This window comes from Paenibacillus sp. FSL H7-0442 (assembly GCF_038593105.1).
Taxonomy (GTDB): domain Bacteria; phylum Bacillota; class Bacilli; order Paenibacillales; family Paenibacillaceae; genus Paenibacillus; species Paenibacillus polymyxa_D.
In genome coordinates, this window is record NZ_CP151963.1 from 1733302 (window position 1) to 1749070 (window position 15769).

General features: G+C 38.7%; 13 protein-coding genes and 2 pseudogenes. 12 read left to right on the forward strand and 3 right to left on the reverse strand.

Features of this window, described 5'->3' with window-relative positions; all coding sequences use genetic code 11:
• Positions 1-493 precede the first annotated feature (493 nt).
• The 3 genes and pseudogenes from MHH57_RS07865 to MHH57_RS07875 all read left to right on the forward strand — a co-directional run.
• The gene (locus tag MHH57_RS07865; RefSeq protein ID WP_341071856.1) at positions 494-1273 is read left to right on the forward strand and encodes a hypothetical protein; all 780 of its coding nucleotides are present in this window, start codon (positions 494-496) and stop codon (positions 1271-1273) included.
• A gap of 149 nt (positions 1274-1422) precedes the next feature.
• Positions 1423-1587: a hypothetical protein gene (locus tag MHH57_RS07870; RefSeq protein WP_155271686.1), complete on the forward strand. Its 165-nt coding sequence runs from the start codon at positions 1423-1425 to the stop codon at positions 1585-1587.
• Between the two features lie 345 nt (positions 1588-1932).
• Positions 1933-2052 (forward strand): annotated as a pseudogene (locus tag MHH57_RS07875) (DUF1805 domain-containing protein); the annotation flags it as partial.
• 265 nt (positions 2053-2317) lie between these two features.
• Here the strand turns inward: MHH57_RS07875 and MHH57_RS07880 are convergent.
• Together MHH57_RS07880 and MHH57_RS07885 are read right to left on the reverse strand one after the other, a co-directional pair.
• Complete coding sequence (locus MHH57_RS07880) at positions 2318-2557, reverse strand: DUF3139 domain-containing protein (RefSeq protein ID WP_230584966.1); 240 nt, start codon at positions 2555-2557, stop codon at positions 2318-2320.
• 590 nt (positions 2558-3147) lie between these two features.
• Positions 3148-4392, reverse strand: a complete 1245-nt coding sequence (locus MHH57_RS07885) for a hypothetical protein (RefSeq protein ID WP_029516570.1) — start codon at positions 4390-4392, stop codon at positions 3148-3150.
• A gap of 217 nt (positions 4393-4609) precedes the next feature.
• On the opposite strand from MHH57_RS07885, the gene MHH57_RS07890 reads away from it, so the two are divergent.
• Entirely contained in the window at positions 4610-4771 is a 162-nt protein-coding gene (locus MHH57_RS07890; protein WP_013370205.1) for a hypothetical protein, read from the forward strand.
• A 235-nt stretch (positions 4772-5006) separates the two neighbouring features.
• On the opposite strand, the gene MHH57_RS07895 is transcribed toward MHH57_RS07890, so the two are convergent.
• Positions 5007-7283 carry a DEAD/DEAH box helicase gene (locus tag MHH57_RS07895; protein WP_341039151.1) on the reverse strand — a complete coding sequence of 759 codons (2277 nt, stop codon included), beginning with the start codon at positions 7281-7283 and terminating at the stop codon, positions 5007-5009.
• A 436-nt stretch (positions 7284-7719) separates the two neighbouring features.
• On the opposite strand from MHH57_RS07895, the gene MHH57_RS07900 reads away from it, so the two are divergent.
• The 8 genes and pseudogenes from MHH57_RS07900 to MHH57_RS07935 all read left to right on the forward strand — a co-directional run bounded on the left by MHH57_RS07900 (position 7720) and on the right by MHH57_RS07935 (position 15752).
• A complete protein-coding gene (locus tag MHH57_RS07900; RefSeq protein ID WP_230584987.1) occupies positions 7720-8037 on the forward strand; it encodes a DUF3102 domain-containing protein in 318 nt (105 codons plus the stop codon).
• A gap of 1016 nt (positions 8038-9053) precedes the next feature.
• Positions 9054-9785, forward strand: coding sequence for a YiiX/YebB-like N1pC/P60 family cysteine hydrolase (locus MHH57_RS07905; RefSeq protein ID WP_340931806.1), 732 nt, complete (start codon positions 9054-9056; stop codon positions 9783-9785).
• Positions 9786-9850: 65 nt separating this feature from the next.
• The gene (locus MHH57_RS07910) at positions 9851-11023 is read left to right on the forward strand and encodes a hypothetical protein (RefSeq protein ID WP_340931807.1); all 1173 of its coding nucleotides are present in this window, start codon (positions 9851-9853) and stop codon (positions 11021-11023) included.
• Positions 11024-11041: 18 nt separating this feature from the next.
• Positions 11042-11320, forward strand: a complete 279-nt coding sequence (locus MHH57_RS07915) for a hypothetical protein (RefSeq protein ID WP_029516574.1) — start codon at positions 11042-11044, stop codon at positions 11318-11320.
• 200 nt (positions 11321-11520) lie between these two features.
• Positions 11521-11853: a hypothetical protein gene (locus tag MHH57_RS07920; protein WP_342425892.1), complete on the forward strand. Its 333-nt coding sequence runs from the start codon at positions 11521-11523 to the stop codon at positions 11851-11853.
• A 178-nt stretch (positions 11854-12031) separates the two neighbouring features.
• A pseudogene (locus MHH57_RS07925) lies at positions 12032-12648 on the forward strand (recombinase family protein).
• A gap of 539 nt (positions 12649-13187) precedes the next feature.
• Positions 13188-14603: a helix-turn-helix transcriptional regulator gene (locus MHH57_RS07930; RefSeq protein ID WP_209949841.1), complete on the forward strand. Its 1416-nt coding sequence runs from the start codon at positions 13188-13190 to the stop codon at positions 14601-14603.
• Positions 14604-15152: 549 nt separating this feature from the next.
• On the forward strand, positions 15153-15752 hold the full coding sequence (locus MHH57_RS07935) for a papain-like cysteine protease family protein (protein ID WP_029516577.1): 600 nt from the start codon (positions 15153-15155) through the stop codon (positions 15750-15752).
• The last annotated feature ends 17 nt before the right edge of the window (positions 15753-15769 follow it).

Consider the following 15769-nt stretch of genomic DNA (forward strand, 5'->3'; position numbering starts at 1 on the left):
TATGGGAAGAACAAAATAGTCTAATGAGACTATTGTTCTGTGAAAATAAAGTGTTAGACTGAAAAACAAAGCATTAGACCGTGAAAAATAAAGTTGTAGACTGGCAGCCGGCATTAGCCAACGGGCAGGATAACGCAACCATCAGATGGACTTATGGTTCTCATTTGATACAATTTATCCCAGAAGTATCTTCGAGGGTTAATGAAAAGCAGCGGTGATGAACTAATAGGAGACCAACACAAAAAAAGTGGTAGTTTATGGATATGCAATAGTCTACTATAGGATCTTATTCTCGGTTCGTCTGAACCGATTGTAACGGAGATTCATGAAGTGCCTGGAGAGATGGAAATAAAAGTGTTGTCTGACAATGGACAGAGCGGGATTGGAAGAGCGGAAGTGAAGTGGCAAAGCCCGTAAGCGTAGGTCACAGCTCATAATACGAACGGAGAACTATAGCTTAACCAAGAAATTACTGGAAAATGCGGAGGGTAATTTGGATCGTAATTCGCTGGAATCGAGCGTAGATTCACTTCGCAGACAACTGGTGGCACTACGCGCCGAATGGAACTTGGTACTAAAAGGAGGGGCAGGACACATGCAAGAAGAACAGGAAATATTCGCGGGCGACGGATATAACAGGTCGTACGCAATGGCTACGGGTATGCCGATTTTGAATCTTAGGGGTAGCATACCGCGTGAAAGTAACGGCCAACTACCGTTTCCGTGGGTGACAACGGGCATCAGGATTGATAAAGAACAGATGTTGGAAACCGTTATGAAGCAAAAGACACTCGAGTATTTGTTTAATATGCAATTCAGTAAGGAGGAAATGACCGACCGCAATTTGGTTGTAGGCTGTTATGAATACAGGAATCCGAATGACAAGGAACAAATAATGCTATATGCGCTGGTTTCGTTGAAGGAATTTCTCGCGAGATACGGCGATGAACGGGCATTGGAGATTCTGATGCGAGTTGGCTGCACATACGAGAAGATTATGGAGGAATGTGATGAAGCCATTAAAGAACACTTTGCAGTGTTGCGCCGGTCACTTCATTTAAAGAATTTGAGGGACAAATATGATGTCGTTTACGAGTGGAGTGAAGAGGAAGGGGTAAAGACGTACATAATCAGATACACCAAATCGAGTTATACGAAGATTAAAGCTAAATCATTCGAAGAGTTGACCAAACTCTATGATGAGCAACGGAAGAAGGATGCAAAGAAGACGTTCGCGACTCTGGAGCCGTTAGAAGCATTCATGCAAGCATAAGAAAACCGCCCCTTTACGGGGTGGTTATTCAACATTTCATTGAACGAAGATTCGAGGAATATCCAGCGATAGAGAGGATTCTCGACAGTCGCATCGGAAAGTGCTGACCCGTACGCCAGATATGGTCGAATGGGGACTGATGGAAGACGTTGATCCAGCCGATTATTTCGGCAAAACCAATAGAGGTAGAACGATTTAAGGCGATTGGAAGCCTAGCGATTCAGGGAGAATTTATCGCCTCGGTGTTTCTTACTGACGGTAAGCCGATCGGCAGCACCGAAACGGTTGTAGATATATCGCATGAAATAATTTAGCACCACTTGTTACGCTAACAGAGAACGTTAGTTCAATAAACCAGCGGCAGTCTAGGACTTTATTTTCAGGTCCTTGACTGCCGCTGGTTTTATATTTGGGTCAGTCTAAAACTTATTATTCCAAGTCTGACGATTTAGCAATTCAGAATCAGCTTAGGACCAACAAATCCAGTCTAAATCTTTATTTTCATCGGACAACTATTAGAGAGGAGGGATTTAAGAATCGGAAAATTTTTTATCATGGATTTGATAAGAAGTATTTTCGGTTATTTTCATTGTGGGCTGGGACTTGCAAAAATATTGGAGGCTTATAGCATAAACAAAGAGGAGGTGCATGAAATCACCATGATACACATGGAACCTATTCAAGTGGGTGAGCATACATTTATCGGAGTCGAGGTCAAACTGCCTAAAACAACGCTGTTAACGATCTCTAACTCCCGTGGTTACATCATGTGTGGTGCGTCTAAGATGCGGCTATTTCAGGGGATATAAAATTTTCTTTATTTAAGCCTTAAAGTCAAGCAGGACAAGCTTTCATAGCAGTTTTCAATTTACTGATCTTTACTGATTCATTCTATTGAAATCTTATAAATGACTGAATTTTGTGACCTCTTGGAGGAGGACAAGCATGTGACTGTGCATTGCATTTCCGTTATAATCCTTCAAAGAATAATTATACGCCCCATCATCTACTCCTTTAATGGGGGCTTAGCTACGCTGAATAATTTTATCTTGCTCTTTTAAAATACCTTGCATTGGTTTCGTCCTTAAAAATAACTTGTGTACTAACTAAGGGAGCTTTACCTATTTGAGTTTTAACTGAATAAATTTCAGATGGTTTGTATCCTTGAATTTTTACAAGATAATCGAATACTTTATTTTGAGTATCACTTTTAGCGTAACTACTAAGCATCCAAACGCTTGCGAATATCATTACTATAAAGATTGCTATTCCATATTTTCTCATAACTATCTCCTTTGTTGGAGCAAGCTAAAGTGGCGCTACCAATGACGTAATATTTGCTTCGAACCGTTACTTAAGAAAAGGAGCCGTTGCGATTTGGACAGCTTCTTTTGCTTTGGAGTTATTCAAAGAATCTACTTATTTCCTCTTATACACAAAAAAGTAATTGTATACACTACTCCAGCAAAGAGGCTTAGTAGAAACGAGGTTGATAATGTTCTAAAAATAAAAGTAGAAGTGGGTACCGTATAAAATTCAAACATACCGTTGATCGGAGTACTCGTTGTTGTTGGCCCTTTAATAAAGGAATAGTATATTCCTACAATAAAACCGTAAGACAAATACTTAATTAGATTTTTTTCAAATTTACTCATTTGTGAGCCTCCAATAATGTTTTTGGAAAAGTAGAATTCTTGTACTATGAAGCCATTCAAATTAGTATAGGAAAAGCCTAGTATTAAAAAAAATCTTTGTTAAGCTAACGGGAAACGTTAGTTGAAATCTGTTCATTGAGAGGAATGTTACATGAATGAAAAACAAAGTTTGAAGATTATTGTTACCATTTAGCTGGTATTAGATCTGGAAGAGAAGAATTATGGGTTTTTCTTGGTTTTAGGCAACACTTCGACTGCTATCTCAGCCCATTTGACAGAGCCGTACGGTGAACTACCTCCCACAAATACATCTGGACTTAGAATATTGACCAGATAAGTGCCAGGTTTTTGAATAACGACAGAACCGCTAAAGAATTTATCCTGTTTGAGGGGGATAACGGTCTTTTTTTCAACTTCAACAAAATCACCGTTCTGAAATGCTGCCACTCCAAAAGAAACTTCATTGCTTTCCAGATACGTAGCTGTCACGACTCCAGCAATTGCTATTGGGTCTCCAGCCTGTACACGGAGGTACCCCTGTGTCGGCTTGGTGAAGCGGATGTCATGCTCGTTCTCGGGATGGTTGTATCTAATAGGGACGGAGGACGGGTTTAATACTTTGCGATGCACCATAATCTTAACAGATCCTTTATCATTAGTGGTAATTTCCAACGGATTTGGACCGGGACGAAGCTCAACTGAATATTCAATCCGCCGAAATGTTTGCCCATTTATTATAATCGGCTTTCCAATGCTTTTTTCTTTTCCCTTAAACGTGCTAATGCTACCTCCAATGGAACTTGTCATGCCACCGTGCCCTGTATTTACCATAAGATAAGCATGCCCGAACTCTTTTTGTACTAATGCACTAAAAGTGATTTTTTCCTTATCCGTTGTATACGTTGGATGAAGCGCTTTAACTACTTTGTCGTTCCAGACCCAGTGCATGACTCCATTACTCCATGTATAATTTATTCCCATCTTAGGCAGAAGTGACGCTGGAATATACAATTGATCGTTTTTCATAAACGTTTTAGGGATTGGCTCATCCAGCGCTGTCATGGTTCCGTCTTCGTATCTGAAAATCTTTGCTTGGTTAGGCATCAACCGAAATGAGGAAAAAGGTACCGAGTTCTCAGTGTCAAACTCCGCCCACGTGCTGCCTGTCTTTGCATCCCACTTGGTGGTTGCCAAGTGAGCTGTTTCCAGCCATTTGAACGGGAAATACAAGTGATTATTTTTCTTCAGCAGGGGAGCGGTCTTTATGGAGACGGAATCCAGCGATAAAGAAGATTTGTTTAATTCGGCAGTCAGTTGGTGCGGAACCAGATAGAACACAGCCGCATCCTCTACTACAACGGGAAGATTGGAATTTGAATTCTCCGCATAACTCAGAGGCGCTAGAAGCAGGCCAGAAATAAGAAGGCAGGAAGATACAAGTAGAGAAACAAAAATTCGTCTCATTGAATAAACACCCAGTTTCATTTTTTTATCATATATACCAGAAAAACGAAAAAAAGTTGCGTATATATAGTCTTTTACTCTGACCATTAGCCTTTTTGAATAACTTAGTTCTTTCATTCAACTGCTTTCTTATTTTGTTTTATGACAAGCTTTATGATACTTCGACACGACTTTTACTATAAGATAAAAAAGACTAATTTACTTTGGAGGTGTCTTTTTGGAGTTATTTCTATTTATACTTAACATTTTAGTTATCCTCCTTTCTATTGCTGGCGGAGTGCTTTTAATTGGATTAGTGTACAGAGGATATGTACTGCTAGGTTTACTTATTGCTGAGAAAAAGAGAAGAATAACGGATCAATCTCAAAATCAGGCTTGACTATTAGCCCAACATCCGATGGCGGTTACATTCTATAGAATGGCTGCTTTATAGCGGATACGCTTGTTGCCATTGGCATATAAATCCCTCCTCAAAATGAGTGCAAAAAAGCCGCCATAGCTTTGGCGGCCGTGATTGGTAGGTATGTTTATACCGATTATAAAATTGAGGAATCCAAGCGGACGTCCGAAGTCAACACGGAGTCAATGCTCATCCTCGAAAAAGCTACGCTGCATCAAAACTTTGACAGTTTGAATATAGGCCTCAAAATCTTGCGAATCCCAAAAGCAAATACAGTCATAGCGGTCCATGAGCTGCGCATATTCTGGATGTATTGATCGTTGATTATATAAGTCCGAGTGGAAGTAGGGCTCTTCAGACCGAACTCTTCCCACTCCGCCGGATCATTCGAACCTCCGAGCCTTACAAGCATATTCGCCGACTCGCTATTTACTTTAGCTGGAATTTGTTCGTATGCTTGGGTGATTTGTGCATGAAATTCGTCGATCGGATTGCCGCTGACAAGGCTTTCCAAGTGGATGCCTTCACGAAGGTAAGAAACGTATGCTAGATGGTCGGCCCAGAACTTGTCGATATAAAAAAGCCGTACGCGTTGCTCCAAAGGACTCATCAGCTTCTTGCCTTTTAAAATTGCGAGCCGCTCCTCGTATAGAATTCGTCGCTGTTCCTCTACCATATCCGAATAACGGTTTAGTTCTTGATGGATATCGAAGTTCTGGCCCATAATAACGCGCTGAATATGCGCGATTTTGCTGCGTAGCACCGGGTCTTCGAGAGTCTCATCCTGCCTGTGGGCGCGAATCGCTTTATCGATGCCGAATCGAAGTAACAACTCGTCCTCTAAGCTTACGAAAAATACGGAAGCTCCAGGGTCGCCTTGGCGCCCAGAACGCCCGCGCAGTTGGTCGTCGATCCGCACGCTTTCGTGCACATGCGTACCAATCACGTACAACCCGCCCAGCTTGGCGACAACTTCTGCTTGCGTAGGGTTGCCACCGCCGATCCGAATGTCGACGCCGCGTCCCGCCATATTCGTAGACACCGTCACGGCGCCGATTTCTCCCGCTTTGGCAATGACCTCGGCTTCTTCTGCGTCGTTTTTCGCATTCAGGATATGGCAAGGTACGTCGGCAACCGCTAGCGCCTTTGCCAGCATGTCCGACTCCTCCACGCTTGACGTACCAATGAGAATTGGGCGTCCCGTCGCATGTACGGACGAGATTTCTTGTACAAGCGCCTTAAGCTTGGCTTCTTTATGTGTATAAATTCGGTGCGGATGGTCGATCCGTATGTTTGGCCGGTTCGGCGGAATTTGCACGACCTGCAGTGCATAAATCTCTTTGAATTCCATGGCGGAAGCGTACGCGGTAGCCGTCATTCCGCAAATTTTTGGATACAGGCTAATGAAGTGTTGAAGGGTGATCGTCCCGAGAATTTTCCCGCCGACTTTCGAGTGCAGCCCTTCTTTGGCTGCAAGCGCGGCTTGCAGTCCTTCTGGCAAATGCCTATTCTCCGCCACGCGGCCGGTATATTCGTCGATCAGCTCGATTTTCCCGTCCCGGACGATGTAATCGACGTCTTTTTTCAATAACGTTTCCGCATACAACGCGCAATTTAACGACGACAACAAATGACTATTATGGCTTTCGTACAAATTGCCGCACCCCAGCAGCGCCTCCGCTTTCGCAGCGCCCGCCTCATTCAAATAAACGTTCCGCTTGAACTCGTCGAAGTCGTAATACTTATCTTGCTCGAGCTGCCTAGTCACATCTGCGAAACGAATTACGTCGTTGCCGGAAGAATCCGGCTCGCCAGCGATGACTAGCGGCACCCGAGCTTCGTCGAGAAGCAGTGAATCCGCTTCGTCGACGATGACGTAGTGGAAAGGACGATGCACGGTATCGGCTTCGCTTAGTGTGATCGTGTCGCGCAAATAATCGAATCCCGCTTCTTTGGCCGTCACATAGGTTATATCCGCGGCGTACGCTTCTCGTTTCTCGGACAAGCTCATGCCCGCTTGAACCGATTTTACCGTTAACCCGAGGAAACGATAGATCGGACCCATCCACTCCGCATCCCGATTTGCCAAATAATCGTTAAAAGTGAGCACATGAACGCCTTCGCCGGTCAGCGCATTTAGATAAGCAGGCATAACAGCAGAGAGCGTTTTTCCTTCGCCGGTATGTTGCTCGATCACAAATCTCTCGTGCAGAGCGATGGCAGCCATAATCTGAACATCGTAAGGCTGTAATCCGAGCTTTCGCTTCGCTGCCTCGCAGACTAGTGCATAGGCATCGACAAGCAGTTCGTCCAAAGGCGTACCCGATTCTGCTTCCTTTTTCAGCCGGAGAGATTCCGCTTTCAGCCGCTGATCGTCCCATGCTTTCAAATTCCGTTTCCTAATGAGCTCCGCTTTGTCCCGATAGCCTTTCAGCTTATTCTGAGTATCGCGGTCTTTGAATTTTTGCATCAACTTGACGGCTAAATTCATTGGAATTTGATCCCTCCTCGCTAGAAACACGCAATTCTAATAGTGGCTAAAGTATAATCAAACTCTATAACAATAGCAAAGTTTGGAATAAAAAAAATATATGGAAATGTCAAGGGTCAGCTTGATAGTTGGATATTCAACTAAAGCCTATGAAAAAGAAAACTATTTTTATCATTATCGGAGTCGTTTTAGCAATTTTTATCGTCTTTTTCCTTTTTAACTTATGGGCGATTAATAATCTGCATGTTCCTGCTCAATAACTACAATGTGTCCAAAGATATTAAGCCTTCCTTTATTGGGAAGGCTTTTTGTATTATTAAAGTGGAAGCGTGGTTAACATAATGATTACATTTAAAATAGGAGGCTTAATCGCAATTCACGAGAAACAAATAGCTGGACAGTCGCTATTTGAGATTGGGCACGACAATTGAAGCATGTGAAAGAGAATGACTTAGTTCATGGTGAGTGGGAGAAGTGGCTAAAGACAGTCGATTTTACTCCCAGAACAGCACAAAGAATGATTAAAGCATTTGAACAATTCGGAAATGCGACGACGTCGTCGCTTTTGGCAAACAGTAAAATATTTGAAATGCTATCTTTGCCTGAATCTGTAGACCGCTTAGAGTTTATTGATCAGGAACACACCATCCCCTCAACTGGTGAACAGAAAACAGTGGATGAAATGACTGTGCGTGAGCTGCGGTATGATTCAACGCTGAGACAATTTGTCTTAGGCTTCAGCTATTACATATGAGTTGAGTAAGTATGATAGAGTGTTTGAATCGATTTTCTTATTGATAATATCGGAATGACTATTATAACACTCCCACTCCGCGATTCTTGTTACGATTTACGATACGTGTTTGCTGTGTTTAAAAATGTAGATAAATAAAGGATTTTCTAATTTTTGATTTCGCACAATTTAATTTATAATAACTTAAAATTCACTTGATGCATCAAGCTTTTTTACACATTACTCCTCGATACCTACGATTGAAACCACGATGTAAAGCAATTCTTCACAAATCCCTTTATTTATCTATGTTTTAGCTATTTTTCGATACGGCAACAATTTAAATATATTCTGGCACAATTTTGAACCACAATGACTCAAAAAACCATATGAAATAAGTGTTTTATGCACATAAGATCAATTTTTACGATTGAGCTTCGATACGGGTGTAGTTACAGACTATCTCTACAGTGCCTCCAAAATTGGTGATACCCTCATATGGTTGACACAGCGTCAACTTCCTATCCACTTTACTGAGAACATCAAAATATTACTTTCAAACTATGATTACAAATAGCTTAAAAAATGTTGATCAATTTGACTTTTATTGAATCTATGTATATAATTTGAATATATTGGATAGGAATTTTTATCCAGTAGCTTAGAATATACATTTTTAATCAAAATTAGAGATTATAGCACATGTATAGATCGCCCAAATCTATATTTACTGGTACATACTTTTTTACATAAATCTCTGTTTAAAAAAATTGATTGTTATTGGACGGTTATCCTGCCGGACATAAACAATATATTCGCAATTGCTACTTCTTACTTAGAAGGTGATTGCGTAAGCTCGTATTTCTATTTGACTTATGGAGCTAACTAACTAAATTTAACATACATCATCCTCCAAAAAATAGACATACGAGACTTTGTTATATGGAGGGACAAAAAATGAAGTATGGATAAACATGTAGACAAACTTTGAACAAGCACTCTCTTATATCAATTAAATCCCATTTGGAGGTATAATCATGAAAAATGTTCTTAGTTTAGCTTTTTCCGCTAGTCTTGCTCTAAGTATCCTTCTTCTTCCCAGTGCAAACATTTTTGCCGCCGATGAAACATCGCCTTCTTTCAGTGTTAATGACAATTCTTATCAGAAAATGAAAGATGCTGGAATGAGTGATAATGATATTGAGTTACTCCGTAAACATAATGAAAATGATCTTCAGATCCTAAAAAGCGGGGAATTGGAAGAGAAGGCATTGAATGACCAAAAAACTAGCCAATCGCTCACTGATAGCTCGGAGAATCCTAGGCTAGCAGCATCAAGTTTAGGAACAGTCGGTGATATTTTGGTTGCCTATAACGCAAGTTCGTGGGGTATTGATTTCGGATATCCAGGACATGCTGCTATTGTTTCCTTACTAAGTGGTAAAACAGTAGAATCGTTCCCAGCTGATGGAGTTCAATATCACACAAATGATTGGAGAGGTCGCTCAAATGTTTATGGAATGAGCGTTAAAGGGGCTTCGGGTTCCCAATATAGGGCAGCTGCACAATATGCAGCTAATCAAATTGGAAAACCCTATAACTGGAATTTTGTTAATCCATGGACAGAAGCTAAATTTTATTGTTCACAATTGGTGTGGAAGGCTTGGAAAACTCAGGGGATTGATGTTGATTATATAACAATTGATCCTATTGTTACCCCAATGGAAATAGCTAAATCCGGTAATACTTCAATTTACTATAGTAACTAACAAACCTAATCACTCACAGGAATATATATTTTTTCCTGTGAGTGATTTCACTAAGGGGGGACATTATGCTCTTTAAAAAAAGAATAAGAATTATTTTTGCAACTTTATTTTTACTTGGATTGGCAGTTTCAACGTTTTGGTTTACTACAACACATCATTCATTGAAAAATATAACAAAATCCGAGACATTTACTGTTGTTTATTCAAATGCAATGGATGACGGTGCAGAAATTGTGAAATACAGTAATAAAGGCGAGATTTTAGACAAAAAAAACTTAGTTAATGCCCAGTCACTTTATTATTTTGCCAAAGTAAAGAATGACTATTATTTAATGTCTGAACGAAAAAATAGACATTACATACTTAATCAAAATGGAATTCTTCAACCATTTTTTGGACCTAATAAATATGGAAAAGATAGGAATATCGGAACTTCATTTTTGAAAGAAAGCGACAATCATCTATTTTTCTCCATGAACGTGGGTATTAATCCGAGTTATTCTCCCACACAGTACACCAATGAATTGGTTTATTTCGATAAAAAAAATTTGAAATATAGAAATATTCTTTTGAATGGATATTTATTATCAACCGTTGAATACAATAATATGGCATACACTTTATATGTGAACAATAATGATAATTCTGTAGGTATTTATGTCATTGATTTAAAAACATCAAAGAAGATCAAACAATTCACTATAGAAAATCGTTTACATGGTTTAAAAGAATACTTTCCGGTAGGCCAAAATGGAGCATCACTACAAATATTTAAAGGCAAGCTTATTGTATTTCTTGATGGCAATACATCTGATACACAATTTCATCCTATAATGCAGATAATTGACCCTAAAAATGGTAAGTTGGAAAATGAAACATCTTTGTCAGATACTTCATTTTTGTTTTATGACAGCCAAATTTACAACGATAAATTATATATTCTCTCTGAAGACTTAAATTATACTATTTTCAATGACCTCAACAAAAAGCCTAAAAAGTTGAGATTAAAACAAAGCAATTCCGTCTCCGAAAAAATACAAAATGAGAAAGGAGTAATATCTGGAGTACAGTATTTTGCAGGATCTGTTTTTGTCCTATATGATTATGTCAAAAATTCTCCTGTTGATAGAATAAGGGAAATAAGAGAATATGACTTATTGACAGGCAAAGAATTACATGTCATTCCTCTAGCATTTAAATCAAACAAGGAAATGATTCGTTTTTTTCTGACTAATTAACTTTAAGGAGTGATTATTATGATTTACTGGTTATTTCCAAAACTTAATCCCCTCTTCCCTACTTTTATATTTTGCCCCATTCTGGCAATCTTGATCGGAGTATGTTTCGCCTATTTCAAAGGAAACATCTACTTAGGATTAATACTAGCCTTGCTACTGCCTCTTATATTTATTGCCACCAATTTAGAAACCATTGCAGTTAATATAGATGCTTGGCTTCTATATGGTTTTATCTACGCAATTATTACGTTTGTGGCTTATAAGATGGCGTTTTCACAGTTAGGAAAATCGAGTTGATTTTTTTACACTATTATCAATAGTCACCACGATCAAATTTTCGCACACTAACTTAGGTATAACAGGCGACGATGCATCTTTTGAGTTCAATCCAGTTTATTTGCTAATTGGAAATCATTCCGGAAATGATGGGTCTGGTTACCCGATTAAAATTTCTGAGAATGGATATGCAAATTAATTAATGAAGGGTTAGGGAAGAAGTGAAGGCTAAATTGAAATTTTTGGGGTTGGCTGCCCTTACTGTTACGTTTGCTGTAGTTATTGGTAATAATGTTTTTGCTAGTGACGATACTTCTGAAGAAATGAAGGGCGTTACAAAAGCAATAGTCCCTGACAGTGTATTAGAAGAACTTAATCATCCTGATAAAATTTATACTAAAGTTGGATTATTTATAAAAAAACCGCAATCTCTCCATGATGAAGATAAGTTCAGTCAAGATGAAGTAGTCTACGACGTTTCAAAGACTACTGATGAAACTAAAGCAATCATTCAATATGACGCTATTTACATCAAGGAAGAAGACAGTAAATAGATTTGTGTACTAAAGTATTTGAAAAGTTAAGTTGTATAATGGAATATCTAGGGCGACTTCGGTTGCCCTTTTTATTATGCTCAATTTAGCCAAGTCTTTTTCCAACACTTTGTCATATAGTATACATTTTGACATACTTTGCTAAATACAATTAATGACATAGTAGAGGATGATCCATATGAGTGAGATTAGACGCTATGGTTACATAAGAGTATCGAGTAAAGATCAGAATGAAGCTAGACAATTAGAATCGATGAAGGACTTAGGTATTATGGAACGTGATTACTTCATTGATAAGCAAAGTGGCAAGAATTTTGACAGACCACAATATCAAACATTAAAGAGCGTACTTAGACACGGAGACATTCTGTTCATTAAGGAACTTGACAGACTTGGACGGAATGCTAAAGAAATCAAACGTGAATGGCAAGATATAACGTATGAGATAGGTGCACACATTGTTATCCTTGTATGCCTATCCTTGACACTAGACAATATCAAAATGGTTTGGAAAAGGTTATATCTAGTATCGTGCTTGAATTACTCAGCTACATGGCAGAACGTGAACGTGAGAAGATAAACGGTAGACAATCTGAAGATATAGCAGCAGCCAAAAATAATGGTGTGGTATTTGGTCGGCCTAAAAAGGCAATAAGTGATGAGTTTATTACAGCATATGAGGAATGGAAGCAAGGTGGAATAACAGCAGTCGAAGCAATGAAGCGCGTAGAAATGAAGCCTAACACGTTCTATCGCAGGGTAAAGGAATATGAGCAACAGAAACAAGTAGGATAAATTGTTCATGTGTATGGAGCCTAGATGATTATGTCTAGGTTTCTTTGTTATGTCTGCTGATCAAATACTAGCAGGTACAATAAAAAGGACGGGGGGTATTTTACATCATAAACGTCTATTTAATTTCCAAAATTGCCCCTAACACATTCACTTTCACACTCAAGTTATTTTTTGACTCGATACCGTCCCTAATATCATTAAGGTTGCTTGTATGCCATACATCCAATCAAGGCTCAATTCATAGATTAAAACACAAGGGAATGCGAACCTGACTATTAATCTGGTACTTTGTATTGGATGAGTTGTGTTCTAATTTTTTAAATAAACTATACATCAACATAAAGACGATATCCTTAATCATGAAATCATACGTAACTATCCCAAAAGGTATCTTGAGTACTATATGAAAGGTATATGATTTTATACCAAAAGATGGTACAATCAAGATCGTTAGAGCATTTTACTACTTGTTTCACAACTACATAATAATTTTTACTATGCATCGTATTGTGAGTCTACATTGAAAGGGTGGTTTATCGATGAAAATTACACCCACGATTAGAGCAGAATTGGAACAATATCTTAAACAAGAAGGCTTAAACCTATCGGAATTTGGACAAATTACAGGGATGAATAGGGGAATAATAAGTAGCATTGTAACAGGTAATAAATCTATGTCTATTAACCAGCTCGATCGTATTACTGAAGCTATGGGCTTACCAGAGGGTCACTTTTATGAATTGTTTATAGAAAATTACATCATTGATCATCCTCCAAATATGAGGCGAATCGAGCCGTTTTTGTATCGCTGTGCGGAGTTGGACAAGTTGGATGCGATCCGTCGAGTAGTGGGAGCCATCATGGACAATCTACTCTATTCACCCAAGCTATTTGAAATAGCGGAAGAATTGTTGTCGCAGGGACGACTAGAAGCGGCATTGATACTTTATGAGGGGGTAGCTGAAGCGGAGAGATATCAACATTCTGAACGCCTGGCAATCTGCCAATATCGTATTTTTAAAATTCAGATTAATGACGATCAAAATCAAAATGTTGGGGCGGCAGCCGTATTTGAAGCTTTTGTCGAAAGACTAGATGAAATAGACCAGCTTGACGCATTGAAGGATTTGGCTAACGTGTACAGATCATTGCGTAAATGGGATAAGGTTGATGAGATGGCGAGGAAAATGAGAGCTAAAGCCGAAATACAATGTACACTGAACCATCAACAGAACAGCCGAGAACAGATCGAATCTAGCGACAAGCTAAGTCGTCCCTTGTTTGTGTACATTGCTTATGCAGACTTGCTCTGTGCTAATGCATGTGAAGAGCAGGGTAATTATGAGCAGGCATTACACTATACATATGCCTACTCCAATTTAGATTGGGTTAGAGAGACCGATGAGGATACCCAGCACTGGATTGGCTTGTTTAAACATTGGTCACAAGCTAACATACTTGCATATAGGCTTTTATCTGGTGATGTGAGTGTGCTTCATGAATATCTAAACTTTATTGATGACTCATCAGATACGATTCAAGAAGATAGGGTAACTCAACTACTTAACATAATGACGGCGGCTAACCGTTATGAGCTTGATTTAAACGATATACTTAAACGATTTGAAACAGAGATTGCGTCTTTATCTCAGCGACCATCATCAGATGATATGTATACCCAGCAAGTAATACCGGAATACTCTGCACTTTGTGGATATGAATTGGCTTATTATTATTTAGATCATGGGATGCACAATGATGGCTTTAATCATTTGTTTTGTGCAATGGTAAAAGCGCATATACTAAATAATGAGACATATTTTATAAATTGTATGGGGTTGTTTGTGCGTTTCAAAGCCCATGCGGTATCTGAAACCAAAACAGAGTTTTACAATCTCATTGAAAAGGTGTGGTTAAACAATGTTGAAAAAAGTGGTAATGTTGATCGTTGTTAGTAGCTTTTTGTTCACCTTAGCTGTACCTATTTATCTGGATAGTCATGATGGAGGATTTCAAGTCTTTGCAACACATGGAGGAGCTTAAATACGAATTGATTTGAAAATTCGTTAAAACTGCACCCCTGAAATAGGTTTAATTACGGAACCCAATAGGCCAACGCAGGGGAACCTCAAAAATTCTATTATTAAATAATGTTCTATTCCAAGACCTACAACTAAAGTAGGTCTTCTTTATGATTTGTTAAAACTTTTTTTGTGAACTAATCCATTATTAACCAAGACGAGGGTTTGAAGAAGGAGGTGCATTATGAAAAGGGACGACGGTTTACGTCAAAGGATGGGATACCTTCAACGTTGTGCGTAATTAAGGAAGTAGCAGGATACTGTTTTATTAAAATTGTTGATATTTTAACACTTACAGGAAAATGATTAATATAGTGCTGACTTACTATTTTTGCAATAATGTTGAATAAAATGTTATATTATTGTATTTTCTGTATTATTATTGTATTGTATTCCAAATAAGAAAAAAGGAAGTGTCATTACATGAAAAAAATAAAAATGACAGCATTTGTGCTTATGGGGGTATTAGCACTTAGTGCTATCGCTCCATTAACATCAGCCCAAGAGATCAATTCAGACAAAATCACACCTAGTTACATAGATTACAAATCTCTTCCTGTGCCTTCGCATAAACAAGAGAAATCTAATTGGTGCTGGGCTGCTACTTCACAGATGGCTATAGAACATTTAGGTGGAAATAAAACTCAATCTCAAATTGTAAAATATATTAAAGGTAGCCTCGTAAATAAGGGAGGCACGGATAAGGAAGTAAAAAGCGCGTTAGCATATGGGGGGTTGAACTCTACAATTGATAAAGAGCCGATACCCTTTGGAACTATTATCTCTCAAATAAAAAGAAATCAACCGCAATTAGCACATATCGTGTGGAAGGACGACTCTGATCTTGGACATATGTATCTAATAAATGGATATTCCGATAATACAAATTTAGGATTTCAAAAAGTATATTACAAAGACCCTGCCGTTGGTGAGAAGATGGATAAAATAGATTACTATGATGGATTTGTTAATAATAGAGATTTTAGTTGGTACAGCACTATAAACGAAATTTATGTTAATTAAAACGAGACTAAGGAGGA